This is a genomic window from Pantoea hericii, assembly GCF_014155795.1.
GTDB classification, from domain to species: Bacteria; Pseudomonadota; Gammaproteobacteria; order Enterobacterales; family Enterobacteriaceae; genus Pantoea; species Pantoea eucalypti.
Window position 1 is genome coordinate 258,438 of record NZ_SCKV01000002.1, and the last position, 26,484, is coordinate 284,921.

General features: G+C 56.7%; 20 protein-coding genes. 9 read left to right on the forward strand and 11 right to left on the reverse strand.

What is annotated here, in order from left to right:
* Positions 1–13: 13 nt before the first annotated feature.
* The 3 genes from add to malX all read right to left on the reverse strand — a co-directional run bounded on the left by add (position 14) and on the right by malX (position 3,931).
* Positions 14–1,009 carry an adenosine deaminase gene (gene add / locus H7K52_RS04860; RefSeq protein ID WP_003853442.1) on the reverse strand — a complete coding sequence of 332 codons (996 nt, stop codon included), beginning with the start codon at positions 1,007–1,009 and terminating at the stop codon, positions 14–16.
* 143 nt (positions 1,010–1,152) lie between these two features.
* Positions 1,153–2,325, reverse strand: a complete 1,173-nt coding sequence (locus H7K52_RS04865) for a MalY/PatB family protein (protein ID WP_039660296.1) — start codon at positions 2,323–2,325, stop codon at positions 1,153–1,155.
* 16 nt (positions 2,326–2,341) lie between these two features.
* Positions 2,342–3,931 carry a maltose/glucose-specific PTS transporter subunit IIBC gene (malX, locus tag H7K52_RS04870; protein ID WP_182629771.1) on the reverse strand — a complete coding sequence of 530 codons (1,590 nt, stop codon included), beginning with the start codon at positions 3,929–3,931 and terminating at the stop codon, positions 2,342–2,344.
* Between the two features lie 174 nt (positions 3,932–4,105).
* Here malX and malI point away from each other — a divergent pair, with 174 nt between their 5' ends.
* Positions 4,106–5,131 carry a Mal regulon transcriptional regulator MalI gene (malI, locus tag H7K52_RS04875; protein ID WP_039660295.1) on the forward strand — a complete coding sequence of 342 codons (1,026 nt, stop codon included), beginning with the start codon at positions 4,106–4,108 and terminating at the stop codon, positions 5,129–5,131.
* A gap of 42 nt (positions 5,132–5,173) precedes the next feature.
* On the opposite strand, the gene H7K52_RS04880 is transcribed toward malI, so the two are convergent.
* Complete coding sequence (locus H7K52_RS04880; RefSeq protein WP_039660294.1) at positions 5,174–6,673, reverse strand: YdgA family protein; 1,500 nt, start codon at positions 6,671–6,673, stop codon at positions 5,174–5,176.
* 132 nt (positions 6,674–6,805) lie between these two features.
* Positions 6,806–7,981, reverse strand: a complete 1,176-nt coding sequence (manA, locus tag H7K52_RS04885; RefSeq protein ID WP_182629772.1) for a mannose-6-phosphate isomerase — start codon at positions 7,979–7,981, stop codon at positions 6,806–6,808.
* Between the two features lie 197 nt (positions 7,982–8,178).
* On the opposite strand from manA, the gene fumC reads away from it, so the two are divergent.
* Positions 8,179–9,576 carry a class II fumarate hydratase gene (gene fumC / locus H7K52_RS04890; protein ID WP_003853448.1) on the forward strand — a complete coding sequence of 466 codons (1,398 nt, stop codon included), beginning with the start codon at positions 8,179–8,181 and terminating at the stop codon, positions 9,574–9,576.
* A gap of 44 nt (positions 9,577–9,620) precedes the next feature.
* Here fumC and tus read toward each other — a convergent pair whose 3' ends face one another.
* Positions 9,621–10,550, reverse strand: coding sequence for a DNA replication terminus site-binding protein (gene tus / locus H7K52_RS04895; protein ID WP_003853450.1), 930 nt, complete (start codon positions 10,548–10,550; stop codon positions 9,621–9,623).
* Between the two features lie 186 nt (positions 10,551–10,736).
* On the opposite strand from tus, the gene H7K52_RS04900 reads away from it, so the two are divergent.
* The 4 genes from H7K52_RS04900 (at position 10,737) to H7K52_RS04915 (ending at position 13,790) form a co-directional block, all read left to right on the forward strand.
* Entirely contained in the window at positions 10,737–11,939 is a 1,203-nt protein-coding gene (locus H7K52_RS04900; protein ID WP_220486731.1) for an MFS transporter, read from the forward strand.
* Positions 11,940–12,143: 204 nt separating this feature from the next.
* Positions 12,144–12,638, forward strand: coding sequence for an RrF2 family transcriptional regulator (locus H7K52_RS04905; RefSeq protein WP_003853455.1), 495 nt, complete (start codon positions 12,144–12,146; stop codon positions 12,636–12,638).
* Between the two features lie 287 nt (positions 12,639–12,925).
* On the forward strand, positions 12,926–13,219 hold the full coding sequence (locus tag H7K52_RS04910; RefSeq protein ID WP_182629773.1) for a contact-dependent growth inhibition system immunity protein: 294 nt from the start codon (positions 12,926–12,928) through the stop codon (positions 13,217–13,219).
* 217 nt (positions 13,220–13,436) lie between these two features.
* Positions 13,437–13,790 (forward strand): type II toxin-antitoxin system HicB family antitoxin, encoded by a 354-nt coding sequence (locus H7K52_RS04915; RefSeq protein WP_039660293.1) that lies wholly within the window; start codon positions 13,437–13,439, stop codon positions 13,788–13,790.
* Between the two features lie 85 nt (positions 13,791–13,875).
* On the opposite strand, the gene oqxB is transcribed toward H7K52_RS04915, so the two are convergent.
* Positions 13,876–17,028, reverse strand: a complete 3,153-nt coding sequence (oqxB, locus tag H7K52_RS04920) for a multidrug efflux RND transporter permease subunit OqxB (RefSeq protein WP_182629774.1) — start codon at positions 17,026–17,028, stop codon at positions 13,876–13,878.
* Between the two features lie 12 nt (positions 17,029–17,040).
* Positions 17,041–18,195 carry an efflux RND transporter periplasmic adaptor subunit gene (locus H7K52_RS04925; RefSeq protein WP_003853461.1) on the reverse strand — a complete coding sequence of 385 codons (1,155 nt, stop codon included), beginning with the start codon at positions 18,193–18,195 and terminating at the stop codon, positions 17,041–17,043.
* Positions 18,196–18,497: 302 nt separating this feature from the next.
* Between H7K52_RS04925 and H7K52_RS04930 the strand changes: the two genes are divergently transcribed.
* From H7K52_RS04930 to H7K52_RS04940, 3 genes are all read left to right on the forward strand, one after another.
* Positions 18,498–18,839, forward strand: a complete 342-nt coding sequence (locus tag H7K52_RS04930; protein ID WP_003853463.1) for a helix-turn-helix domain-containing protein — start codon at positions 18,498–18,500, stop codon at positions 18,837–18,839.
* Positions 18,840–18,925: 86 nt separating this feature from the next.
* Positions 18,926–19,360, forward strand: a complete 435-nt coding sequence (locus H7K52_RS04935; RefSeq protein WP_003853465.1) for a ribonuclease domain-containing protein — start codon at positions 18,926–18,928, stop codon at positions 19,358–19,360.
* A gap of 2 nt (positions 19,361–19,362) precedes the next feature.
* The gene (locus tag H7K52_RS04940) at positions 19,363–19,626 is read left to right on the forward strand and encodes a barstar family protein (protein WP_003853468.1); all 264 of its coding nucleotides are present in this window, start codon (positions 19,363–19,365) and stop codon (positions 19,624–19,626) included.
* On the opposite strand, the gene H7K52_RS04945 is transcribed toward H7K52_RS04940, so the two are convergent.
* From H7K52_RS04945 to H7K52_RS04955, 3 genes are read right to left on the reverse strand one after another with little or no spacing between them, the layout of a single operon-like run.
* On the reverse strand, positions 19,623–21,989 hold the full coding sequence (locus tag H7K52_RS04945; RefSeq protein WP_003853470.1) for a virulence factor SrfC family protein: 2,367 nt from the start codon (positions 21,987–21,989) through the stop codon (positions 19,623–19,625). The genes H7K52_RS04940 and H7K52_RS04945 overlap by 4 nt on opposite strands.
* Complete coding sequence (locus tag H7K52_RS04950; RefSeq protein ID WP_008926244.1) at positions 21,986–24,949, reverse strand: virulence factor SrfB; 2,964 nt, start codon at positions 24,947–24,949, stop codon at positions 21,986–21,988. The genes H7K52_RS04945 and H7K52_RS04950 overlap by 4 nt, the downstream gene beginning before the upstream one ends.
* Before the next feature lie 2 nt (positions 24,950–24,951).
* Complete coding sequence (locus tag H7K52_RS04955) at positions 24,952–26,337, reverse strand: SrfA family protein (protein WP_110411447.1); 1,386 nt, start codon at positions 26,335–26,337, stop codon at positions 24,952–24,954.
* Positions 26,338–26,484 lie beyond the last annotated feature (147 nt).

Sequence of the window (26,484 nt, forward strand, 5' to 3'; positions counted from 1 at the left end):
CTACGCTTCAGGATTACTGCACGCGTGCGCGGATAGCCGCTTTCTCAGCCTCGCTGAGGAAGGCAATCGTCAGACCATTCTCCTGCGCCTGACGCATCTGCGCTGCGCTCAGACCGGCAGCCGGTGCGGCGTGCTGATACTCATGCGCCAGTTCAATGCCCTGAACCGCCGGATCATCCGTGTTGATGGTCGCCAGAATGCCATGCTCCAGGAAGGTTTTCAGCGGATGCTGCGCCAGTGAGGGCACAGTGCTGGTCTGAATATTGGAGGTCAGGCAGGATTCAATACCAATCCGGTGCTCCGCCAGGAAATCCATCAGCGCGCGATCTTCGATCGCTTTCACACCGTGACCAATACGTTCAGCGCCCAGCTCCCGAATCGCCTGCCAGATGCTCTCTGGTCCAGCCGCTTCGCCCGCATGTACGGTAACGCGGAAGCCGGCATCGCGCGCCTGGGTAAAGTGGCTCAGGAACTCGCTGCCCGGGAAGCCCAGCTCATCTCCCGCCAGATCGACCCCAGTGATGTGATCGCGATGGGCAAGCAAACCTTCCAGCTCGCCGAGGCAGGCATCTTCGCCAAAGGTACGGCTCATAATACCAATCAGACGCACGTCGATATCGTGTTGCTGCCGACCTGCGCGTACGCCCTCGATCACCGCTTCGACCACACCGGCAATCGGCAGGTTGTGGGTCATCGCCATATAACCAGGGGAAAAACGCAGTTCAGTGTAGTGAATGCCGGCGCGCGCGGCATCTTCGACATTCTCCTGCGCGATCCGGCGGCAGGCATCCAGATCGCCCAACACTTTCACGCCCCAGTCGAGCTTCTGCAGGAAGCTCACCAGGTCAGGTTCATTCTCGCCGACCTGCACGTGCGGAAGCAGAGTCTCAAGCGTGGTGGCGGGCAGGGTAAGGTTAAACTGGCGACCTAAATCGAGAATGGTTTGTGCACGAATGTTGCCATCAAGGTGGCGGTGAATATCAGTCAGTGGGATTTTTGAATCGATCATGGCGCACTCGCTCAGTTGTCGGTGAAGTGCAGAGCATTATAAAAATATCTTGCGCAACAGCGCCAGCTATTTGCGCAACAGCCTCGCCGGATGCTGCTTAATTACCCATAACCAGCGAGTGAGAGCCACTTCGCCGATGGATGTCAGCCCTGCAACTGATGTATCGCCGCAATAAGGCGCGAAATGCCATCTTCAATCTTACTACGCGGACAGCCAACGTTAAGACGCAGAAACCCGCTGCCTGCGTCGCCGTAGGTTGAGCCGGGCATAATCGCCACCAGTTGCTGGATCAGCGCCTGTTGCAGTGCCTCTTCAGGAATACCCAGCGCATTCATATCGATCCAGGCGAGATAGGTCGCTTCAGGGATGTGCCAGTCAAGTCCGGGAAACTCAGTGTTGAGGCGATCGGCAACCCGCGTGAAATTGCCGTAAAGATAGCTGCGTAGCGCATCCAGCCACGGCTCGCCATGTCGGTAGGCGGCAACGTGTGCCGTGACGGCCAGCACCGCCGGAGACGAAAGGCCGTCAGCATTTTTCAGCGCCTGAAACCAGGCTGCTCTGTCCGCCGCATCCGGGATGATGCCCCACGCACCCGTCAGGCCCGGCACGTTGAAGCTTTTAGACGCCGAGGTAAACAGCGCCCAGTCACTGCGTGCCACGCTGGCCCACGGAGTATGGGGTTGATTACCCATGATCATATCCATATGGATTTCATCGCTGATCACCCGCACGCCGTGACGATCGCAGAGCGCCGCCATCTGTTGCAGCTCCGTTGTCGTCCAGACTTTGCCGGTGGGATTGTGGGGGCTGCAGAGCAACAGGATTTTGCAGCGCGGGCGCGCCAGTCGCGTCTCCAGCGCGGCCATATCACATCGCCAGCGCCCGCGATCCCGCTGCAACGGCATCTCCAGCACCTGTCGCTGATTGCCGCGTACAGTTTTATAAAAGGCATCGTAGGCGGGAGTATGAAGTACCACTTCATCATCCAGGTGACTCCAGCGACGCAGCATCTGCGCCACCATATAGATCACTGACGGGCCATAAACCAGCGTGTCAGCATCGGGCTGGTAGCCGAAACGACTGGACATCCAGTGACAGCAGGCGGAAAGAAAATCGTCATGCTGCCAGCGACTATAACCCAACACGCCGTGTGCCACGCGCTGCGCCAGCGCCTGCTGAACCGCTGGTGCTGTTCTGAAGTCCATATCGGAAATGGTAAATGGCAACAGATCGGATACGCCAAAGCGGTCAGCCACAAAATCCCACTGCGTAGACCAGCTGCCACGGCGATCGATGACTTCGTCAAAGTTAAACATTATCGGCTCCAGCGCATCATGCAGTCACATTCATCAGGTGTGACAGTTCATCTTTCACCGACTGCACCTGCGGGCCAATGACCACCTGCAGGCTGGTCTGATTGAGATGCACAACCCCAATCGCGCCGTTGGCTTTCAGCGCCGCATCGTCCACCTTACTCATATCCGCCATGGTTAAACGCAGACGTGTCAGGCAGTTGTCCAGCGAGGTAATATTCTCAACGCCGCCCAGCGCCGCCAGGATAGCCGGTGAGTTATAGCCCGATTTACCTTTACCGGCATTGCTGACCTGCTGCGCAACCGCACTGGTATTTTCTACTTCCCGGCCCGGCGTTTTGATGTTGAAGTGCAGAATGGCGAAACGGAAAATCAGGTAGTAACCGGCAAACCATATCGCTGCAACAACCGGTACCCAGTACCACTTTGTCGACAGGCCGTGTAGTACACCAAACACGACAAAGTCGATGATATTGCCATCTGTATTGCCGATAGTAACCCCGAGTATCGCCATGATGGTGAAGCCCACACCGGTCAGCAGAGCGTGGATAAGATAGAGGAAGGGGGCGACAAACAGAAACAGAAATTCGATCGGTTCAGTGGTGCCGCCGACCACGCAGGCCACTACGCCAGAGATTAACAGACCTTTAATCTTATGGCGATTCTCCGGCCGGGCGCAGTGATAGATGGCCAGGGCGGCACCAGGCAGACCACCGAGGAAGGCCGGCATTTTGCCCTGAGACAGGAAGCGGGTCGCGCTTTCAGCAAAACCGTGGGTTTCCGGGCAGGCGAGCTGCGCCTGGAAAATGGTTAACGCACCGCTGACGCTCCTGCCACACACATCCAGTGTGCCGCCTGCATCGGTAAAGCGCATGATCGCCACCAGAATATGCTGCAGGCCAAACGGCAGTAGCAGGCGTTCGCCGGTACCAAAAATCATCGGGCCAAAGTCACCCGCGCTATTAATCATCCAGCCTAATCCGGTAATGCCCTGTGCGAAAAATGGCCAGATCAGCGGCACGACCAGCCCCATTAACCCAATCACCAGCGTGGTGATAATCGGGACAAACCGGGTGCCGCCAAAAAAGGCCAGCGCATCGGGTAGTCGGATGTTATGGAAGCGCTCGTGTAGCCAGAACACGACGATACCCACAATCACCGCACCCAGTATGCCTGTATCGATCGACGGAATCCCCATGATCGGCTGAACGTTATTCGCTTTCAGCAGGGCGGCATCAGTGGTTGGCAGAATGCCATTGATATTTAGCCAGAAGTTGATGCTGAGGTTTAATACAGCATAACCCACGAAACCGGCAAACGCTGCAACACCTTTATTCTCGCGCGCCATACCCAGCGGAATCGCAATAGCGAACATCAGCGGCAGATAGCTGAAGGCAAACGATCCCAGCTTGGCCATCCACAGAAAGAGATATTGGAGCCAGGAGTGATCAAGCACAGGTAACAGAGTCAGAACGTCATGGCTGCTCAGTGAACTGCCAATCCCGAGCATGATGCCGCAGAATGAGAGCAGGGCAACCGGCAGCATAAAGGTTTTCCCCAGACTCTGGAAAAATTCCCAGACGGACATTTTTTGGTGAGAGGGTGACATGAACGCTCCTGGATAAAAGGACCATTGAGTAAAGTGGCGGGATGATAAAACGTTTTACCTGGATCTTATGCGCGCTGAATCACAATCCTCAGGTCATGGGTGATATTATTCTGACGTCATAAGGTGTAACGTTTTACCTTGTTTTCTAATGCTGTAGTTCAGTTGAGTAATCTGATGAGTAAAATCACCATCAATGATGTTGCGGCGGCGGCGGGCGTCTCGGTGACCACGGTATCGCTGGTGTTATCCGGTAAAGGACGGATCTCTGTGGCCACCATGGCACGCGTGAATGAGGCCATTGAGCAACTCGGCTTCGTCCGTAACCGTTCAGCGACCATGCTGCGTGGCGGTGAGAGTGGTGTGATTGGATTGATTGTCCGCGATCTCAGTCAGCCGTTTTATGCCGAGATGACGGCAGGTCTGAGCGAAGCGCTGGAGAAGCAGGGCAAATTGCTGTTCCTGACGCAAAGCGGTGCTCAGGGGCAGCATCTGCATCGCTGCTTTGAGTCACTGATCGCTCATGGGGTGGATGGTATAGTGCTGGGAGGCGGTGCCGACAAGGCCAGCCAGATTGTGACGAGAGCCAGCGAACTGAATATGGCGTTAGTCTGCGCCGCGCGCGCCAGTAGCCTGGAAGAGGTGGACGCTATCCGTCCCGATAATGCTCAGGCTGCGCGTCTTGCCACTGAATACCTGATTCGTCAGGGACATCAGCGGATTGCCTGGCTGGGCGGCCATAGCGCTTCACTGACGCGGGCGGAACGGCTTGGCGGCTATTGCGCCACACTGCTGCAATATGGTCTGCCGTTCAGGCCTGAATGGATTATTGAATGCGGCAGTACCCAGAAAGAGGCTGCCGAAGCGGCGGTCCAGTTGTTTCAGCACCATCCCCGATTGACCGCCGTGCTGGCTTACAATGCCACTACCGCGCTGGGGTGTTATTTTGGGCTGATGCGCACCGGGCGCACATTTTCCCGTGGTGCAGTCGACAGCTATTACGATCAACAACTGGCTTTAATGGGGTTTGGCGATGAACCGCAGGCGGAACTCACCGATCCCCCTCTGACGTTTGTCACCAGTTCCGCACGGGAGATTGGCCGCGTGGCCGCAGATCGTATCCTGCAGCGGATGGCGCATCCTGACGCCGCCCGGCAAAACGTGATTATGCCGCCACAGCTGGTTATTCGCGGGTCGGCATAAAAAAGGCGACCCGGAGGTCGCCTTTGATGGAAGACAGCGCAATTACTGTGGCATGCCTTCGCTGGTGGGCATGCCCAGCATATAGCGGGACATGAACTGCTCCAGCGTCATCTTGTCGCCGTTCATGTTCACCTGACCGTTGGCATACTGCAGGCTGGTCACGATGTTGTTATCCTGCTGCTGAGTCAGGCGGAACATCTGACCCATCGCCGCCAGACCCTTCACCTGCTGATCCGCCAGCTTTTGCGCGTCGTCGGCCTGATAACCTTCAGCCAGACCTACCTTACGCATGGTTTCGGTGGCCATCGGCATGTTGATGACCAGTTTGCTATCCAGGCTTTTCAGCACCCGATCAACCATGGCGCTGAGGGTCTGCGCTTCGCCGGTGACGGTGGACGGATCGTTGAAGCTGGCGGTCAGATTGAAGGTACTTTCACCTTTATCGTTTTTCCAGCTCAGCGGAGCGATGCTGATGGATGGCGAGCCTTTCAGCAGCATCGACAGGTTGTTCATCAGAATCTGATGAACGCCCGCCTGATAGCGAATAGGGTCTTCCGCAACGCCAGGCTGGCTCAGCAGTTCCTGCATCTGCGCGTTGTAACGATCGGAGAAGGCTTTGACTGCCTGGGCATCAAACTGGGACAGCTTCATTTTCAGGGCTGCCTGACCAAAATCCTGTTTCTGCAGCTGAACGCCTTCAACCTTGTAATCGATATTGCCGCCAATCTTACCGGCACTATTATCGAACGAGGAGGTGCCTTTCATTTTATTCAGCGTCAGGGCATCCTGACCATTGATGCTGGCATTCACCTTCTCAATGTCTACCGACTGGTCGCCGATACGCACGCCTTCCGGGCTGAGATGTGTGTTACCGCTTAGCTTCAGACCATTAATGGTGAAGAGGACAGGCTGGCCCATCTCATTTTTGCTGGTCAGCGCGAGGCTATCAACGTCACCGTCCAGCGACACTTTATCGCCTTTGTTATCTGCACTGACGTTGAAGGTGCCGCCATTGGTGGCCAGGCGTTCGCCGGTTTGGGCATTCTGATAGTCAACCGGCAAGACGCGCAGCGCGGTATCCGTGGCGCCGCTGTAACCAATGCGGGTGTCTGCGTTAATCAGAGACTTGTTCCCGGTCAGTTCAAACAGTTTTTTCACCGCATCGGTGTTAGCCAGTTCGGTATGAACGGACGCCATGCTTGGGATCAGATTGAAATGCTTCAGCTGCGCGAACGGGAAAGGACCATGATCGATAGTCTCATTCAGGATGATGCTCTGACCCGGTTTCAGCAGCGGATTATCTTCCGTCTGTGAGCTGGCCTGAACCACCAGATTTACTTTGCTGCTGAACACGCCGCGCTGATAGTCCTGATAGCTGATCTTCAGTCGGCTGTTCGGGGCATAAGCATTCAGCTGAGCGTTGGCGTTTTGCACCAGCTGGTCCCTGTGGCTTTCAATCTGCTTGCCGGTGAACCATGCCGCGCCAGTCCAGACTACGCCCAGTGCGATGATCACACCTACGGCAACATTGGTCTTTTTCATTGCTGATTCGTCCTTATCCTTGAGTCCGCTTATGCCGCAGGTTTAGCCTGGCGACCGAAGAAAAACGCCCGCAGGCGTTTAAAAGCTAATAGGTTGAAATAATAGCAGTTAACAGGCATGCCGTCAGCCGCTTCACCCTAAGTCGTTAAACACCCGCGCCAGTCGGCCCGTGCCAGCCGCCGTAACCGGTGATTCGCTGGCGGCAATGAAGCAGGACTCGCCAGGCTTCAGCGTCACCTGCTGCTCGCCTTTGGCGATCACGGCCTGGCCTTCGATGCAGAACATTATCGCGGCGCTCTGCTGCGCCAGCGACTGGGGTTGTGCATTGAGACTGTGAATAGCAAAGGCAAAATCGTCGACCGGAATCGGGAAGCGCAGTGTGTTGCCCTGGTGCTCCGGCGCTGTCAGCAACGCATTAGCGGGCTTCTCATCGAATTTCAGATTAGCCATCAACTCGGCAATATCGATATATTTCGGGGTTAAACCGGCCCGCAGGACGTTATCGGAGTTTGCCATCACCTCCAGTGCCACGCCTTTCAGATAGGCGTGCGGGGTTTCCGCGTAGAGGAACATCGCCTCGCCAGGTTGCAGGGTAATGACATTCAGCAGCAGCGGTGAAAACAGGCCACTGTCGTCAGGATACTCTGCCGCAATCATACGGATGGTTTCCCATGGCTCGCCCTGTTGCACGTCAAGCGCAGATTTCAGCACGCCCAGCGCCAGCGATTTCGCCTCGCCCTCCAGTGACAGCAGGGTAGAGAACAGCGCGGCCAGCGTATCCTTTTCAGGGTGCTGCAAAAAATGCGCAATCTGTTGATGTGCGCCCGCCACCGGTTCCAGCAGTGAAACCATCTGCGTCAGTGTGCGAAAGCCATTCATCGCCTGAAACGCAGTCAGCGCGTAGACCAGCTCTGGCTTGTGGTTGGCATCTTTATAATTGCGCTCAGCCGCAGCCAGTGGAATACCCGCTGCATTCTCACGCGCAAAACCCACTTCGGCGGCATGCTTGCTGGGATGAACCTGAATCGACAGCGGTTGATCGGCACATAACACTTTGAACAGGAAAGGCAATTCACCAAAACGCTGCGCCACTGCATCGCCCAGCATCGCCGCAGGCGAAGCATCAATCACGTCACGCAAAGAACGCTCGCTGCCCTGATCAATAACGGTTGAAGGGCTTTTCGGATGTGCGCCCATCCAGAGTTCCGCCATCGGCAGCCCTTTTGGGTTCTCAACCCCATAAAGTTCAGTCAACGCAGTTTTGCTGCCCCACGCGTAGTTTTGCAGCGAATTGTTCATTTTTTGCATCGCATAATCCTTTATCACGGGAAATTATTGCGGCTATTAAAGCAGAAACTACCGGTAAAAATACATATCCAGCGCAAAAGGACGCTAAGCTCTGATAATGTTAAATTATTGTATATTACTATTCTGACTGCCTGGCAGCCGATCGTGATCACGGACCAGGCGGTCATTCTTTAAAACAAGGTGAAGGAGACGTATTCATGGCAGCCAACCGCATTGAGAAAGATTCAATGGGCCCCATCGACGTACCGGTAGACAAACTGTGGGGCGCGCAGACGCAGCGCTCACTGGAACACTTCCGCATCTCAACTGAAAAAATGCCGACCGCGCTGGTGCATGCACTGGCACTGACCAAGCGCGCCGCCGCCAGCGTGAACCGCGATCTGGGCCTGCTGCCCGCAGATCGCGCCGATGCGATTATCAGCGCGGCGGATGAAGTGCTGGCGGACAAGCATGCGGATGAATTCCCGCTGGCAATCTGGCAAACCGGTTCCGGCACGCAGACCAATATGAACATGAACGAAGTGCTGGCGAATCGCGCAAGTGAAATCCTCGGCGGCGAGCGCGGTATGTCGCGCCTGGTCCATCCCAACGACGATGTGAACAAGAGCCAGAGCTCCAACGATGTCTTCCCGACGGCGATGCATGTCGCCGCCGTGATTGCCCTGCGCGAACAGCTGATCCCACAAATTCAGGTACTGAAAAAGACGTTGAGCCAGAAGTCTGACGCCTTTAAAGATATCGTCAAAATTGGCCGTACTCACCTGCAGGATGCGACGCCGCTGACGCTGGGCCAGGAGATTTCCGGCTGGGTGGCGATGCTGGAGCATAATCTGAAGCATATCGAACAGAGCATTCCGCACGTGGCGGAACTGGCGCTGGGCGGAACCGCAGTTGGCACCGGCCTGAATACCCACCCGGAATATGCAGTGCGCGTGGCGAAGGCGCTGGCCGACCTCACGCAGCAACCGTTTGTCACTGCGCCTAACAAGTTTGAAGCGCTGGCCACCTGTGATGCGCTGGTGCATGCGCATGGCGCGTTGAAAGGGCTGGCTGCTTCACTGATGAAGATCGCCAACGATGTGCGCTGGCTCTCATCCGGTCCGCGCTGCGGCATCGGCGAAATTGCTATTCCTGAAAATGAACCGGGTAGCTCCATCATGCCAGGCAAAGTGAATCCAACGCAGTGTGAAGCGATGACCATGCTCTGCTGCCAGGTGATGGGCAACGATGTCGCCATTAATATGGGCGGCGCGTCCGGTAACTTTGAGCTCAATGTGTTCCGTCCGATGGTGATCCATAACTTCCTGCAATCGATTCGTCTGCTGGCAGATGGCATGGACAGCTTTAATCATCATTGCGCTGTCGGCATTGAGCCGGTGCGCGAGCGTATCGACCAGCTGCTGAACGAGTCACTGATGCTGGTGACGGCGCTCAATACTCATATTGGCTATGACAAAGCGGCAGAAATTGCCAAGAAGGCGCACAAAGAGGGGCTGACGTTAAAAGGCTCCGCGCTGAAGCTGGGTTATCTTACCGAAGAAGAGTTTGATGCCTGGGTCCGGCCGGAAGAGATGGTCGGCAGCATGAAGTCCTGATATTCAGGATGAGTCAGAGGCCAGCAGATGCTGGCCTTTTTTATTCAGAGGGGGCAATCAACCCACAGATGCAGGCGGGGTATCAGCAAATTCAGTGGCTCAGCGGCCGGTTTATGACGATGCGTTATGTTATCGGCGTCGTAATTGAGTAACTCGCCCAGCGCCGGAACCTGAGTGCGATCGCGACAGATCACCAGTATTGGCGACGGGCAGGCGAGTTGCGTTTGCTTCTGTTCATCCGCGCGCCAGACACGAGCCACCGGCTGAACTTTTACGGGACGCTTGATTTTCAGCCGTGCCGAAGCGGGCAGGGCGCGTACGCTTGCCAGCTCTTCCTGCACTTTTTCCGCCCACTGTTCCCGTGACCACGGTGCCTTCGCCCGTCCCGACTTCAGGCTTTTTTCCAGCTGGGCGATCACCTCTTCGCGCCTGAGATTCTTGATAATGTGCTTGTTGGCCCAGCCGAAACGCAGGCTGTCTGGCGCGCTCAGCAGGGTAATGGTGCGATAGGCATTCAGGGTAATCAGCCCGCGCAGGTGCTGGTGGACAAACTCAAAACGCGCTTCACTCGGCAGCCCTGAATCCACGGTAATCAGCTGCTCCAGCCTTGCTTTCAGCTGGTTGATAAGTTCGACCAGCGAGACGATTTCCGCTTCCTGTTGCGCATCACATTCAATACAGAGTGCGCCGGGTAAGCGTACGGCTGCTTTCGTGCTCAGCTGTTCAGACTGGTGCTGCATAAAAAGGCGGCAGTAGTGGTCAAGCGCCATCTTTAACGCGCGCTCACCGAGATGCTGCTCAACGGCAATCCGGGTAATCGCCTCATGTTCGCGGCCTTTAACCACGGGCGGCAGGCTGAAGACACGGGCGATCAGCAAGGGTGTAGCTTCAATCTGCTGACGCAATTCACCCAGTGCCAGTTCCAGATCGTTAACACACTGATGCATATCAGCCACTAAGTCATAGCGCGTCATGTTGTGCCTCCATAGTTACAACGTCCACAATGTGGCAGAAGCGTCGGAAGGATGCAAGCGCCATATAGTTACAACATACTATAAGGTTTAATCAAAAAACCGTGCGGTCTGTCTGGCCTGCCAGCGAAAAGGAGATCACGCATTTTGGCTTATCGCAGAACATGTTATAAAACGGTTCGCCTGCTAATGGAGAGACCCCTTGTGAATCAGAACATCAAACCCGGCATCGCCGCCATTTTTACCCTTGGCTGGGTACAGATACTTTCCTGGGGCGGGTCGTTCTACCTGATGGCGGTAATGGCGAATCCGATTGCCGCAGAGACCGGCTGGTCACAGCAGTGGATTTACGGCGCGCTATCAACCGGCATTCTGGTGTCGGGCCTGCTGTCACCGCTGGCGGGCAGAATTATCGCCCGAACCGGTGGCCGCCTGCTGCTGGCACTGAGTGGCGTCGTGATGGCGGTGGGGCTGGTGATAATGGCTTACAGCGTCACGCTGCCGCTGTTTCTGTTCGCATGGGTAATTATTGGCATCGGAATGGCGATGGGCCTCTATGATGCGCTGTTTGCCACCCTCGGCACCTGCTATGGCGGTAAGGCGCGTTCCGCGATTACCAGCATTACACTGATTTCGGGCTTCTGCACCACGCTGGTCTGGCCAGGCACGGCGTTGTTAATTCACGGCTTTGGCTGGCGGGATGCCACGTTGATTATTGCAGCCATGATGGTGGTCTGCGTTTTGCCTGCTTATCTGTTTGCCATACCGGCAAACCACGCGAAGCAGCCTGTGAAAAGACGGAGCAGGGAGCCTGCCTCAGCGGAGATCGAACCTGCGCTGTTCTGGCTACTGTGCGCCATTTTTACGCTGGCGTCCGTGATCATGACAGCGATTTCGGTCCAGCTCATCGCTTTGTTGCAGGCGACGGGCCATACGCTGACCTCGGCGCTGGCGATCAGTGCTGTGATGGGTCCGTGTCAGGTGGGATCCCGACTCGTCGACATCGCCTTTAAGCGCAGTCATCCCATTCGAACCACCTTTTTCTCCGTCGGACTGGTCGCCGCAGGCTTGCTGTTGCTGGCGATCTTTCCACAGATGGCGATACTGAGCATGGTGTTGTATGGCGCAGGAAATGGCTTACGTGCCATCGTGCGCGGAACTTTGCCGCTGGTGATGGTCAAACCAGAGTCTTACGCAATCGTGGTGGGCAAAATGGCCCGCCCGGCATTAATGGGACAGGCGCTGACACCGCTGATTGGTGGATATGTGTTTGAAAGAATGGGCGCGCCGGCGACGCTGTGGTTGCTTTGCACCTTAGCAATCTTTAACGTGGTACTGGTTATGGCGCTGAAGCAGCGATTACCGGCGGTATCGGTCACCACCGCCCGATAGCAGGGGCCATTAAGTTTTGAGAGAAGCGGGCCGTTAGCAGGCTAAGCACCTTGTGCTATCGGGCCTCCGCCTTTGGTGAATACGTGCCTTGTCACCGCTGGCTTGCTTCAAAAAAGCAACAGTGTTTGTTATATTTATTGCTCATTGATTGTTCACTTATGCGGCAATAAAACAATAAGATCCACCGCAACTCAGGATAAAGAAATGCTTGATTATCGCTTCCCGACAGCTTTGCAAATGGTTCTGAGCGTAGCGATGGCGGAGCAAATGGGTAAACGCTCTACCAGCGCGATTCTGGCCTACGGGCTTGAAGCGAATCCCAGTTTCATACGAAAATTAATGGTTCCGCTGACCCGTGACGGCATTATCGTCTCGACGCTGGGCCGTACAGGCTCCATTCACCTGGGCCGTCCTGCTGCGGAAATTACCCTGCGGGATATCTATGTCTCCGTCATCGAAGACAAAAAAATCTGGGCCGCGCGTCCTGATGTCGCACCGCGTTGTCTGGTCAGTGCCAACCTCTGCTGGTACTTTAAGTCGATAGCTGATGAAGCCGAGCAGGCGTCGCTGGATGTGCTGGCAAAACGCACCGTGGCAGACGCGCTGAATGAGCTGAAGGTACGCGATACCAGCAACTGCACTGCCGTGCCAGAGCCTGAACCCGAAGAGATTGATGACCTCTGCAAAAAGAGCCGCTGATAGCGGCTTTTTTTTATGCCTGCTGAGCCGTAACAGCCTGCCTCAAAACCACCATAAGCCAATAACTCACTTCCTGGGGCGGTTATCACGCTGAACCTGAGGGAACATTTGAAAGTTCAGCATCCATCAAAATATAAATGTTGTTTTCGTTTTCTGAAATGACAAGAGAACACGTTCACGAAAATCTGTTTTCTGGCTTTTGATGGAAGTAAAATTTGAGGGGAAGAGAAAATTAACGGAAAACCCTATTATTTTCTGACTTCATATCCTTCTTTCTGAGGCTATCAATGAATAAAAGCTATAAAAATACTGGAACGCTTATTCGGGTTTTTTTTGGTCAGGATTATGATCTTTTTGGGGAAACGGTAGAAGAAATACTGGACAGTTATTTAGAAACTGAGAATCCAAAAACAGCAGCAAAAGTCTGTCAGGAAGCAGAGTATTTACTATCGTCGAATGATCAGGTACTTACAGAGACGTTTGAATCCATCAGCCAGGGAGAGTTCTATCCTGAACCCTGGGGGGAAACGGTGCGAACTTTTCTGGAAAAGATAAAAAGTCATTTAAGTGCCAGACTTTAACTCTCATGATTAACGGGTCATGTGGTTAATGACTGTGAGTAGAGTTTTTGCCCTAGTGAATAGCGAATGAAATGAGGGAGCGTAAGATGAGTCAGATCACGTTCGCTTCCACTGAAGTGTACCGATATATGTATGGTAAGTTTTATATTATTAATCAATTTATTATTTAGAAAATCCATTGCTGATATTCAGGTAATTAGAATGCAGGAGGCCAAAGATGGATAATCATTCAGATCTGGCTAACGTCGCCGGGCAACCCGCGGTGATCACCTATGTCCCCGAACTCAATATGTTCCGTGGACGCTTTACTGGCCTGTCAGGTTACTGTGATTTTGTCTCTGACAGCGTACAGGGCCTCTACAAAGAGGGCGACATTTCGCTGCGCGAATACCTGGAAGATTGTGCAGCCTCCGGCATCAATCCTTACGCTGAGCAGGAAAAAATCAAAACCTTCACGCTGCGATACCCTGAATCGCTGGGAGAGCGCCTGACTCAGGCGGCAGCTGAAAATGAAACCTCACTCAATGCGTTTATCATTGAAACGCTGAATGAAAAATTAGGTCAGCGTTAACCCGCGAAGCCGGATTGACAGGCAATCAATGAATCACAAATAAAAAAAGGGCGATCAGTTGATCGCCCTGATTAACTTCTGTGGTTTACACCGTCACTGACTCTACATTGCCAGACCGGCGCGTCACCAGTTTGCGCAGGGCGACATAGAACACCGGCGTCAGGAACAGGCCGAACAACGTCACGCCGAGCATACCGGAGAAAACGGTGATGCCGGTCACGCCGCGCACTTCTGCACCTGCGCCTTCACCCAGAATCAGCGGTATGGTGCCAGCGATAAAGGCGATGGAGGTCATCACAATCGGACGCAGACGCAGGCGACACGCTTCCAGCGCCGCTTCCACAATGCCTTTGCCCTGAATCTCCAGCTCCCGTGCGAACTCCACGATAAGAATCGCGTTCTTACAGGCCAGCCCCATCAGCACCACCAGTCCGACCTGCACGAAGACGTTGTTGTCACCGCCGGTCAGCCAGACGCCAAACAGCGCAGAGAGCATCGTCATAGGGACAATCAGGATCACTGCCAGCGGCAGCGTCCAGCTCTCATAAAGCGCCGCCAGCACCAGGAACGCCAGCAGGACAGCCATCGGGAAGACAATCAGCGCGGTATTGCCCTGAGTTGACTGCTGATAACTCAGGTCAGTCCACTCGATGTTCATGCCGTTCGGCAACAGCTGACCGGACATCGCCTCAAGCTGGCTCATTGCCTGCGCTGAAGAGAGCACGCGCGGGTCGGCATCACCAATCAAATCCGCCGCCGGATAGCCGTTATAGCGGATCACCGGGTCGGGGCCATAGGTGGTGGTGATGTTAACCATGCTGCCAATCGGCACCATCTCACCGCGGTCGTTTCGGGTGCGCAGGTTAGCAATATCTTCCACGCTGTCGCGGAAATCGCCATCCGCCTGCGCCATTACACGCCAGGTGCGGCCAAAGCGGTTGAAGTCATTCACATAAGATGAGCCAAGATAGGTCTGCAACGTGCTGAACAGGGCAGTCAGCGACACGCCCTGTGCCTTGGCTTTATCCCGATCAACCTTCACATCAAGCTGCGGAACGTTGGCCTGATAGGAGGAGATAGGGAAGTGCATCCCTGGAGTCTGCATGATGCTGCCCGACAGCGTATTGATTGCCGTCTGCAATGCGCCATAGCCCAGACCGGCACGGTCCTGCACATAGAGCGAATAACCGGAACCCTGACCTAGCCCCAGAATCGGCGGTGGCATAATTGAGAAGCCAAACCCCTGCTGGATTTGCGAGATCTTCGCATTGATCTCCGCGTTGATCTCCGCTGCCGTATGTTTGCGCTCATTAAACGGTTTCAGGCCGAAGAAGACCGTTCCGCTGTTTGGCGTATTAGTGAACTGCAACGCATTCAGGCCGGGGAACGCCACCGCATAGGCGACGCCTTCGGTCTGCATACCGATTTCACTCATCTTACGAATCACTTCATCGGTGCGCGCCAGTGACGAGCCTTCCGGCATCTTCACGCCGCCAATCAGGTAGAGCTTATCCTGTGTTGGGATAAATCCACCTGGCACGGTGTGGAACATAAAACCAGCACCGGCCAGCAGCAGCACATACACACCAAACACCGCACCACGGCGACGCAGCGTGCGACCAACCAGTGATTCATAGCCATGCGCACTGCGCTGGAAGAAGCGGTTAAACGGACGGAACAGCCAGCCAAACAGCGCGTCAATGATCCGCGTTAACCGATCTTTCGGCGCATCATGACCTTTCAGCAGCATCGCTGCCAGCGCAGGCGAGAGCGTCAGTGAGTTTATAGCCGAGATGACCGTGGAGATCGCAATGGTGGTGGCAAACTGCTTGTAGAACTGCCCGGTAACGCCCGACAGAAACGCCATCGGCACAAACACCGCGCAAAGCACCAGCGCAATCGCAATGATCGGCCCGGAGACCTCTCGCATTGCCTGATGCGCCGCTGCGCGTGGCGAAAGTCCCATCTCAATATTACGTTCGACGTTCTCCACCACCACAATGGCGTCATCCACCACGATACCAATCGCCAGCACCAGTCCGAACAGGCTCAGGGTGTTCAGCGAGAAGCCGAGCAGATAGAGCACGCTAAACGTACCGACGATAGAAACCGGCACCGCCAGCAACGGAATGATCGAGGCGCGCCAGGTCTGCAGGAACAGAATCACCACCAGCACGACCAGGATCACCGCTTCAAGCAGAGTCTGAACCACCGCTTTAATAGAGTCCCGGACAAACACCGTCGGGTCATAAGGCGCGGCCCATTTCACATCGTTGGGGAAGCGGGTCGCCAGCTCATCCATTTTGGCGCGAACCGCATTGGAGAGGTCAATGGCGTTAGCACCAGGCGCCTGGAAGATACCAATACCAACGGCGTCTTTGTTATTCAGCTGCGAGCGCAGGGCATAACTGCCTGAACCCATCTCAATCCGCGCCACATCACGCAGGCGCACCAGCGAGCCATCTTCTGAGGTTTTCAGGATGATGTCGCCGAATTCCTGCTCGCTCTCCAGTCGTCCCTGCGTGTTGATCGACAGCAGGAAATCGCTCTGCTTTTTCAGTGGCTCGGCACCCAGCTGACCGGCAGAAACCTGCACGTTCTGCTCCTGCATCGCCGTCACCACATCAGAGGCGGTCAGACCACGCGCCGCGACTTTATTGGGATCAAGCCAGACGCGCATCGCATATTCGCCTGCGCCGAAAATCTGGATCTGACCGACGCCCGGCAGACGCGCAAGCTCATCTTTCACCTTCAGCGTGGCGTAGTTACGCAGGTAGAGCGAATCATAGGTATTGTTGGGTGAGAACATGTGAACGACCAGCGTCAGGGTCGGCGACATCTTCTGGGTTGTTACCCCCAGACGACGCACATCTTCCGGCAGACGGGCTTCCGCCTGTGCCACGCGGTTCTGCACCTGCACCTGTGCCTGATCGGGATCGGTGCCTGGACGGAAGGTGACGGTAGTCACCAGCACGCCGTCCGAACCGGCCACAGACTTCATGTACATCATGTTCTCGACGCCGTTAATCGCCTCTTCCAGTGGCGTCGCCACGGAGTCTGCAATCACCTTCGGGTTAGCGCCAGGATACTCAGCACGCACCTGCACACTGGGTGGCACGACGTCGGGATATTCACTGATCGGCAGTAACGGGATGGAAATGACGCCGGTGACAAAAATCAGGATCGACAGCACCGCAGCAAAAATTGGCCGGTCGATAAAAAAGCGGGAAAAGTCCATAGCGGCCTCGAATTATTGAGCGGCTGCCGCACGCATGGCGACCTGCTGAGCAGTGACCGGCATGCCGGGCATAAACACTTTTTGCAGACCGGCGATGATTACCTTGTCACCGGCGTGCAGACCCGACTTAACAATACGCAGGCCATCTATCATCGCGCCGGGCTGGATATCGCGCCGCTGCGCTTTGCCTTCTCCATCCACCACGTAGACATATTTCCGATCCTGGTCGGTTAACACCGCTTTATCATCGATCAGCACCGCCTCGAACTGCGCGCTGCCTGGCAGACGCACGCGGGCAAACAGACCCGGCGTAAACTGACGCTGTTGATTGTCGAGCAGGGCGCGCATCCGAATAGTGCCCGTGCTGGCGGTCAGCTGGTTATCCGTGAAATCGATTTTGCCCTGATGCGGAAAACCCTGTTCGCCAACCAGCGCAATCTCGACCGGCAGCGCATGACGCTGCTGGCCCTGACGCGCCATCGCCTGATAGTTGAGGAACGTGTTCTCATCGACATCGAAGTAGACATACATCTGCTGCTGCGACACCAGCGTGGTCAGCACGCTGGCGCTGTCGCCAGCGGTGACCAGGTTACCAGCGGTGATCTGCGCGCGGCTGGCGCGACCATCAATCGGTGCGGTGACGCGGGTAAAGTCCAGGTTAAGCTGCGCCATATCGACCGCGGCTTCTGCGGCCAGCACATCGGCCTGCGCCTGACTGGCAGCAGAACGACGCTGTTCCCACGCCTCGCGGGAAATCGCCTGTGTGCCGATCAGCTTCTCGCTGCGGCCGGACTCACTGCGGGCCAGACTCGCCTGGCTGCGTGCACGAGCCAGTTCCGCTTTGGCCTGCTCCAGCGCCGCGCGGTAACTCCGGTCATCAATGGTAAACAACACCTGACCTTTTTTGACTTCATCGCCTTCCCGATAGTTAACCGAGTCGATGTAGCCCGAGACGCGCGGACGCAACTGCACGCTTTGCACTGCTTCCACCCGTCCATTGAAGTTGTCCCACTGACTGACTGGCTTGATCAGCACGGGTGCGGCGCTCACTTCAGGCGGTGGCGGCGGGGCGTTTTGCGCCACACCCTTGTCGCAGCCGCTCAGTTGAGTGATGAGCAGTACCATCCCTAAGAGGGTTAAACCCTGACGAACCCGGTTCGTAATCATTGTTGTTATTCCGCGATAGATATAAACAGGCGGCCTGCAGGCCAATATTTGCAACTTTTAAGATTGCAATTAATCGCGGTGAGTGTAGGCTTGCGGGGCTGGCAACTGCAAGAATAACAGATACACTTTATGTGCGGTTTTGGGCAGGGCGATGAAGACCTGAACAGATCAGCATAAACCCTACAAAGAGTGCGGCATTTAATGTACTAATAAAACTTGCATTAAATGGCATAGTCAGCCACCCTTAAGTGTAACTGCAACTGATACTAATACTTTTCGCCACGGCGACAGGAGAGACTGGAATGATGAGTGATGCCTTTATTCACGATTTAATCGACTGGATTGATAACAACATCGAAGCACGTCTGGATCTGGATACCGTTTCAGAGCGTGCGGGTTACTCCAAATGGCACCTGCAGCGTATGTTCAAAGAGCACACCGGTTATCCATTGGGTGAATATATCCGCGTTAAGAAGCTGAAAAAATCAGCTGATCGCCTGACCACCACCGATGAGCCGATTCTCAATGTGGCGATCTCGTTAGGTTTCGACTCGCAGCAATCCTTTAACCGCAGTTTCAAACGTCAGTATGGTGTCGCGCCGGGTGCATGGCGTCGTCACAGCGGGGAATCGCACGCAGCTTAACCTCGCCAGGGCCAGCTTGTCTGGCCCGCGCTTTTCTCTGTGCATAAAACTGGTATCATCTGCGTCCTGTTGTCTCGGATGCCATCATGTCAAAAAAACTCTGGATTGGACTTTTCCTTGTCCTCGCGGCCTGTTTCTACGGCCTGAAACCTTATCTGAACACGGGTTCTACACCTGCCCAGGCGGATATCGCCACCCTGACCGATGCCCATACCGTGGCCCGCTGGGTGCTGCAGCATCAGCAATTGCCGGACTACTACCTCACTAAAAGCGATGCGCGTAAGCGTGGCTGGAATCCAGCCAAAGGCAATCTTTGCGAAGTTCTGCCAGGAAAAGCTATCGGCGGCGATCGATTTACCAACCGTGAAAAACGTCTGCCATCGCGTGCAGGTCGTCAGTGGTATGAAGCGGATGTGAATTATCGCTGTGGTCATCGCGACGCCGATCGTCTGGTCTACTCCTCTGACGGGCTGGTGTTTCTCTCCACCGATCACTACCGCAGCTTCAGACAGGTACCCTGATCATGCTTAATCTGACCTTTGACCTGCATCAGCTCACCACGCGCGCGGCCTTTTATCAGGCGCTTGCTGATCAGAGCGGCTGTCCGCAGACGTTCGGACATAATCTGGATGCGTTATGGGACTGGCTGACGGGTGGGATGGCGCTGCCTGCTACGGTATGGCTGCAACACTATGCTGCGCATCAGGCCGATTTAGCGCCAGTGCTGGCGCTGCTGGAAGAGGCGGCGCAGTCGCTGGAGGGCGAACTGCGCCTGATCATTGATTAAGCGCGCAGTGGCCTGAGCAGGGCAACCAGCGCTTCACGGGCTGCCAGTGGCAGATCGCCGCCGCCGGTATAACCATTGTTCTCAATGATGACCTGATTCAGCCCCACCAGCCAGTCGTAGATATAATAGGCCGTATGGTTAGCCGGGGCCGCTGAGAGTTTAGTCAGACGCTGACCGGCACTGAAGCTGACGCTGGGCGCCGGAGGACGTGAGAATATCACCTGACCCCGGTTAACGCGGCTGTCGGGGCGTTCGCTTTCAGGGCGCTGTAAAAAGCCGAGCCAGGCAACAAAATCCCCCAGCACCGTCATCGCCCGCGTCACCTGACGATCGGCGCGTGATTCATGGCTGACGCTCTGCGAATCGGGCTCATGCAGCGCCTGCTGCAGTTTCTGCGCGATATCGGTACGGAAACCGGCCGTGATTAACTCTTCAACCAGCCACTCCATCGTCGCCTTGTCCACGTTGAGCAACGCCAGCAGGCTGCGGTTTTCCGGCAGCTGACGCAGATGATCCAGCCACAGCAGCAGCACCTGACGCGGGAACTGCTGAGCGCTTTGCAGGCTCTGACGCGGCTGAACCGGTGCTTCGGCCGGGCTTTCACTGAACAGGTCAAATTCGAACCCGATGCCGAACTGATTTTCCGGTGCCTGGCTGTTCGTGGGTTTGCTGCCCTGCAGCGCCGACTGATTGAGCCAGAGCTGGCGCAGCGCCTCACGCGGCGGCTGCAGGCGTTCCAGAAGTTCGCCATGCAGGCCAGTACGATGCTGCAAACACTTCAGCAGCGTGTCGGCGATGTTCTGTTTGCGTGCCGCCTGTTCCGGACTGGCACCCGCTTCGGTCCAGGGCAGTAAACGCCGCTCAACCACGGTGTGCTGAATCTGCGCCAGCTGAGCCAGCAGCAGGTCGCGGCGGGCTTCCGGCTGCATCTCATCCTGTAACCAGCTTGCCATGCGGTCGACGCCCGCACGATCCAGTGCCAGCATCGATCCCCAGTGCTGACCCGGTTGTCCCATCTGACGCTGCACCGCTTCATCCACATTGACCAGCTGATGACGGGCATCGAACGGGGTAATCGCCCAGATCAGGCGCGGTTTCTCTGCCGATTCCTGAGCGGGCTGCTGACGCTGCCATTCGCGCAGCGTTTCGCTGGCGAGATCCACATCCTGACGGTGACTGGCTGCGGTACAAACCAGCAGCAGGTCAATCGCCTGACGCGCGGCATAAAGACCAGGCAGCAGGGCGCGTTTCTGCGCCAGCAGCTGCGCACGCAGGGGATCCTGCTGTTGCAGACGCTGACGATCTTCCTGGGTGGCCGCATCACCGGACTGACCCGGCGCGGGCAGCTCCAGCATGTCGGCATCATCATAGAGGGCGGTACGCGGCGTCGAACTAAGTGGCGCCAGCACTTCCAGCGTCAGCAGCGCCAGTAATCCCAGCGGAACGTTCTGCGCCTTGCCGATGCGGTTACCGTTCAGCGGGCAGACTTCGACCAGCTGCTGCTGATCCTGCTCGCTGGCTGGCACAATCAGCTGCTCAGCCGGCAGCAGCGAGGTGTCGGTCAGCAGGCTCAGTGGCGCGATTACGCGGGTGCTGTTACGCAGCTGATGACGAAGATGCAGCAGGCTGCGCAGCATCTCGTTCAGTTCCGGCTGAGCAGGCCACAGCAGAGAAAAGAGCTGCACCCGGTCGTCAACGCTGAGCCACGGCGCCAGCTCAACCGCCTGCGGCCAGAAATGACGGTCCAGCCGCACATCGTGGTGTGAACGACGACGGCACCAGGACCAGAGCGTGACCAGTGCATCACCGTCAAGACCGGCCAGCGGCGTAGCGAGGCGATGACGCTGCAGGCGCTGCAGTGCGCTGTCAATCTGCGCGGTGTCAGGCGACGTCTCTCCGGCACACGCGACCATCAGCCGCACAATCTCCGCTTCGCTCAGCAGCGTCAGTTCAACCGGCCACTCATTTGAGAGCGGCTCGCGCTGATGGCTGAAGCGGGTCGCGGTAGCAAAGTCGAGATTGCCGGGATTGATGTGCTGAAACCAGCTCAGCTGTTTATCGCCCATGCGGGTCACGAGCTGGCCCTGCGCATCAGCCACCATTTCGTTCAGCAGCCAGGCTTTGCCCGCCTGTGACTGTCCAAACAGTGCCAGCGTCACCGGACGTGCGACCTGCTGCGCCAGTGCCTGCGCCTGCACGCGCGCCTGACGCAGCTGCAGCGTCAGGGTTTCGGCTTCCAGCGCCAGTCGTGGCGACTGCTCGCGGGTAGTTTCAATCCACGTCAGGCTGTTATTCAGGGCGTCCTGCAGCAGGCTAAGGCGTTTTGCCAGCGTTTGCGGCTGACGAGGTTTCAAAGCTTTCATCGTTTACACACGCTCCCGCTGTCAATCCAGTATTGCGCATTGGCATTGCCGGTCGCCGACAGGGTATTCAACTTCAGACTTAACTGCTCCAGCGGCACGCGGGTGCCATCATCCAGGCGCGCATCGCTCAGCACCAGGGTTTCCGGGCCGGAGGCATCGGGGCCGGCTTTTACGGCCAGTTTGATGCGCAGCACGCTCTCACCGGCCACCTTACGCGCCAGCGTGGTGTCGTTCAGCGTCAGGCTATAGAGCGGCGAGGCGGGCCAGCGCTCGTTATCAAGCTGACGGAAGCCGAGACAGACGTTACCACGAATACGGAAACTGCTTTTTTTATCCAGCGCATAGCCAGGATTGTCGAGGTCAATTTCGCTGTAGCACAGGTTCTCATCCGTTAGCGCCTGGTTTTCGTCAAGCATGCCAAGATAGCGAATGGTCGAATAGGGTTCAAAATCGCCCGCGCGGAACCAGAAGCTGCTGAGGCGGAGATCCAGCGCCAGCAGACAGAGCATCGCGCCGACTGCCGCTGTGGATTTCGGGTTGTCGATGCGCCCATGTTTGTTAAACGGATACCAGTCGCTGGTGTGATAGCCTTCCAGCGACAGAATACGGCTGCCCGGCAGCGGCTGCAGATGACGGACCAGCGCCTGAATACCCGGGAAGCGCGACGGGCGACCGGTCAGCAGCAGCACGTCGCACTGATAGAGCGACACCACTTCACACATTGAGCGCAGCGCCGGAATAATCGCCATCCGGTGCTGCATAAACTCGCCATGCAACTGGGCCAGACTGACCACCAGCGGCACCTGCAGCAGGTCAAAGCGGCTATTGCCACCCAGTTCGCGTTGGATCTCACCGTTAACAAACGCCAGCACCGCGTCGCCCGGAGGCTGATCGACCAGCTCGCCAAACAGCGCGTTGATCTCGGCGTGACTTTCCAGCGGATCCCAGTTTTCGTAACGCTCCAGCACTGCCTGCGCCAGCGGAATAAACAGCTGTAAGGTGACCTGCTGACGCAGTGTCGCCTGACCGTCCATGCGGCTGTCATGACCAAACAGCTTGTTCATCAGCGGTTCTGCCAGCGTCAGACCTGCTTTCTGAAGATGCTGCTGCAGCGCCGGTAAAATCCACAGCTGAATCACATCCAGCAGGATATCGTCGCCTGCCACTTTAAAGCCTTCGCGGAACAGCAGGCGCGGGGTGATTTTGACATTGTTGCCCTGACCATCGTCCAGACGATACTGGGTGATGGCGAGGTCAGTGGTGCCGCCGCCGATATCAATCGAGGCGATACGCAGGCTTTTTCCTGGCAGTTCGTCGGCCTCACGCGGACGGTCCGGACGCGCCATGCTGCTGAAGAAGTCTTCGGCACGACCGGCAAAGTTGACCTGGGTTTCATTGAACAGCCAGACCATCTGACCACAGGTCGCTTCATCCCACTCCATCTGCACATCCGGCAGCGGTTTCGGGGTCTGACGCGACAGCGAGGGGGTAAATTCATCTTCGTCCGCCAGCCAGCCTTCCGCTTTCCAGACCAGCGCCAGCGCTTCCTGCATCCGGCGGCGGAAAATTTCACGCTCCGGCTTTGGCATCGCCGATGGCAGCGTCAGGATCACATGGCGCAGCTGACGCGGCGCGTGACTCTGTGGCATGCGCTGACGCTGTGCCGCACTGTTCATCTGCATCAGCGCCTGAGCCAGCAGCTCACACAGCATAAAGGTCATTAGTGAACTGCGGCTGTAGTGCGGCGAAAAGACCGGCAGACGATCGTCCGGAGCCAGCGTAGAGAGCGGCTGGCCTTCGTCGTTCAGCAATGTGGTAAAGGGTGCGGCGTAGGCCAGCGGTTCAGCCTGATCGCCAGGGGTGTTAAAGCGCCAGCCTGGCTGATAGCGCGCTTCATCCCACAGATAGCGGCGCGGGCTGGAGAGGCCGGTGCTGCCTTCCAGTCCCACTCGCTGCAGGGCCAGACGGCTTGCTTCGCGTCCGACGCGCGTCAGAGACGGCCACATAAAGGCCTGTTCACGACCGCTTTCCAGCGAGAAATTCGCTTTACCAAAACGGGTCTCAGCAAACTCCAGACGGCTGTCAAACAGCTCGTTATAAACCTGATGCGGCTCAGAGAGATCGCGCAGCTGCAGCTCATAGGTCTGCTTCAGGCCGTTACTCTCTTCCGGATGATCTTCCACCAGAACGCCGCAGGTATGGGAGTTGCCGACATCCAGAATGATATCGACATTGACCGCGGGGGTCTGCAATGTAGCAGCCTGAATGTGAATTTCGCTGAGGTCGAGCTGTTCGCCCAGCAGCTCGAGCAGATTGAGGTAGTGCGCCTGATACTCAAACTCGCGCAGCGCCTGATTAATTGCCTGTTCGCGGCGATCGGACACGCGGTCGGTAAAGGATTCGCGCAGCCAGCCGTCAACCCAGGTCAGATCAAGAAATTCGCCCAGCTCGTAGTTGTGCCAGGCGAGCGCAAAGGTCACGCCATTTTGTGCATCAGCAGGGCTCAGGCCGAGCTGCTCGCCACCGTCCGGTTCCGCCACGCAGCGGGTGTCGAAAGCCAGGCTGACGCGATGGGTATTGCCCGCCGCATCAGGAGTGGGCAGGGCAACCAGGCGCATCCGCGCCCAGTTTTCAGGGCCACCAATAAAGCGACGTCCGCTGGCACAGCGCAGCATCGGCAAGGGCAGCCAGCAGGCTGACAGCAGGGTCAGGGAGTCTGCCAGGGCGATATCGGACTCCGGGCGCACCACTTCAGCGGCACCCCCATCTTCCGGATAGAGCAGAAACTTACCGCTGTTGCCATCGACCTTCAGGCGCAGCAGCGGGCCATTGGCGGTCTGGCGCACAAACTGGCGGCGCGCCGGGGTATCGGAGAGTTGCAGGCCAAAATCCAGAAACTGCACACCGCTGTTTTCAATCAGCGTAATTTTTTGTTTGTCATCGATCAGGGGAGCCAGCATCGTTATTTACTCTCACGCTTAATCGTCATCGGGAAAACCCGGTCTTCAGCATACTGCGCTTCACACACGGCGGCGCCTATACTCGCATGGCAGACCAGCAGCGGCATACGATAGCGCGAATTGTTCTGGCACTTCGCCGTATAGCGGCTCTCAATAACCAGGTTACCCGCGCTGGTCATGGCGGCGCTGACATCGGCTTTACAGGTGGTATTACCCTGAGCGACCTGCACGCTGCCTTTGCCATTTTTAAACTGGAAGCGCATCACAGGCGGCTTACCGGTTGGCGTTTGCATCTGGTCGATAGTGACCCGCCAGCGGCCATCAATCACCTGTACCTGGCCTTCACGCACGGCGTCCGGCGTTACAATCAGATCATCAGCTTTAGCTGGCACCGGCGGCGTTACCACACTGGCAAGGGTAGCAGATGAGGCAGCAGGCGCGGCATCGGTGGTGCCCGCGTTTGCCGGGACCTGAGGCAGCGACTCGGGTGGTTTCTCGGCCGTTACTGTCTCCGCAGGAGGCGTCGCAGCTGACGGTGTTGCCGCAACTGGTGCCTGACTCGCAACCGGTGTTGGAGTAGATACCGGTGCTGGCGTTGTAATCGTCGCTGTGGCGGGCTTCGTTGTCGCAACCGGTGTAACCACAGGCTCAGGCTTATGCAGCAGCACGGCCACCGTCACGGCAGCGGCAATCGCCACGGGCGGTAACAGATACCAGATGCGGAAAGGGCGGCGAGCCGCTACAGGCGCGGCTGGCTGAGGTTCTGCAGGCACCACAACCGGCAGCGGTTCAGCCGCCGCTTCGGGTTCAGGTTCGGGCTCAGCGATAATGATCGGCTCAGCGACCACGGGCGTGGCAGGCAGCTCAGGCAGCGGTTCAACCAGTGTAGCCGGCAGGTTTTCATCCAGCGTCTCACGCAGGCAGGCCAGTGCATCATCACGACTGCGTGCCTGGGCATCGACAAAGCCCCAGAAGGTGATAACCGGTTTACCATCAACCAGATAGACATACTGCTGGTCGGGGAATTGCAGGGTTTTGCTCAGCAGGGCACCAAACAGGCGCATCGACGGGTTCTCTGCCGCGCGCGCGCGCGTACTGAGTGCCTGCATATCCTGCTGACAGGCGGTAAGCTGCTGCAGTGCGGCGCGACGTTCATGATCGCTGGCGCCCAGCCAGGATTTCACCCGGCCGTTAATAGGGGAATACCAGTCGAGGCGATCGCCCCGATCATTAGCCTGGGGTATCGCCAGGCAATCTGCCAGTGCGCCCTGACGGCGCAGACGCAGGGTTTCACGAATTTGCAGTGCGGAGGCGAAGACCGGCTGGCCATTTTCACCTAACGCCAGAACCGCATCCAGATTACCGCTGCGCAGAATAGTTTTTGCCACCTGTTGGGCCCTTATCGGTCGTTGTCTGAGGCAGAAAATCGCGTGTTATCGACGATTAGGTTGATTTTACGCGGGGCAATGACAAATCAAACGGCAGAAAAGGAGGTAAATCCAGTGTTTTTTTCATCGGCGGGTGGAAAAATAACC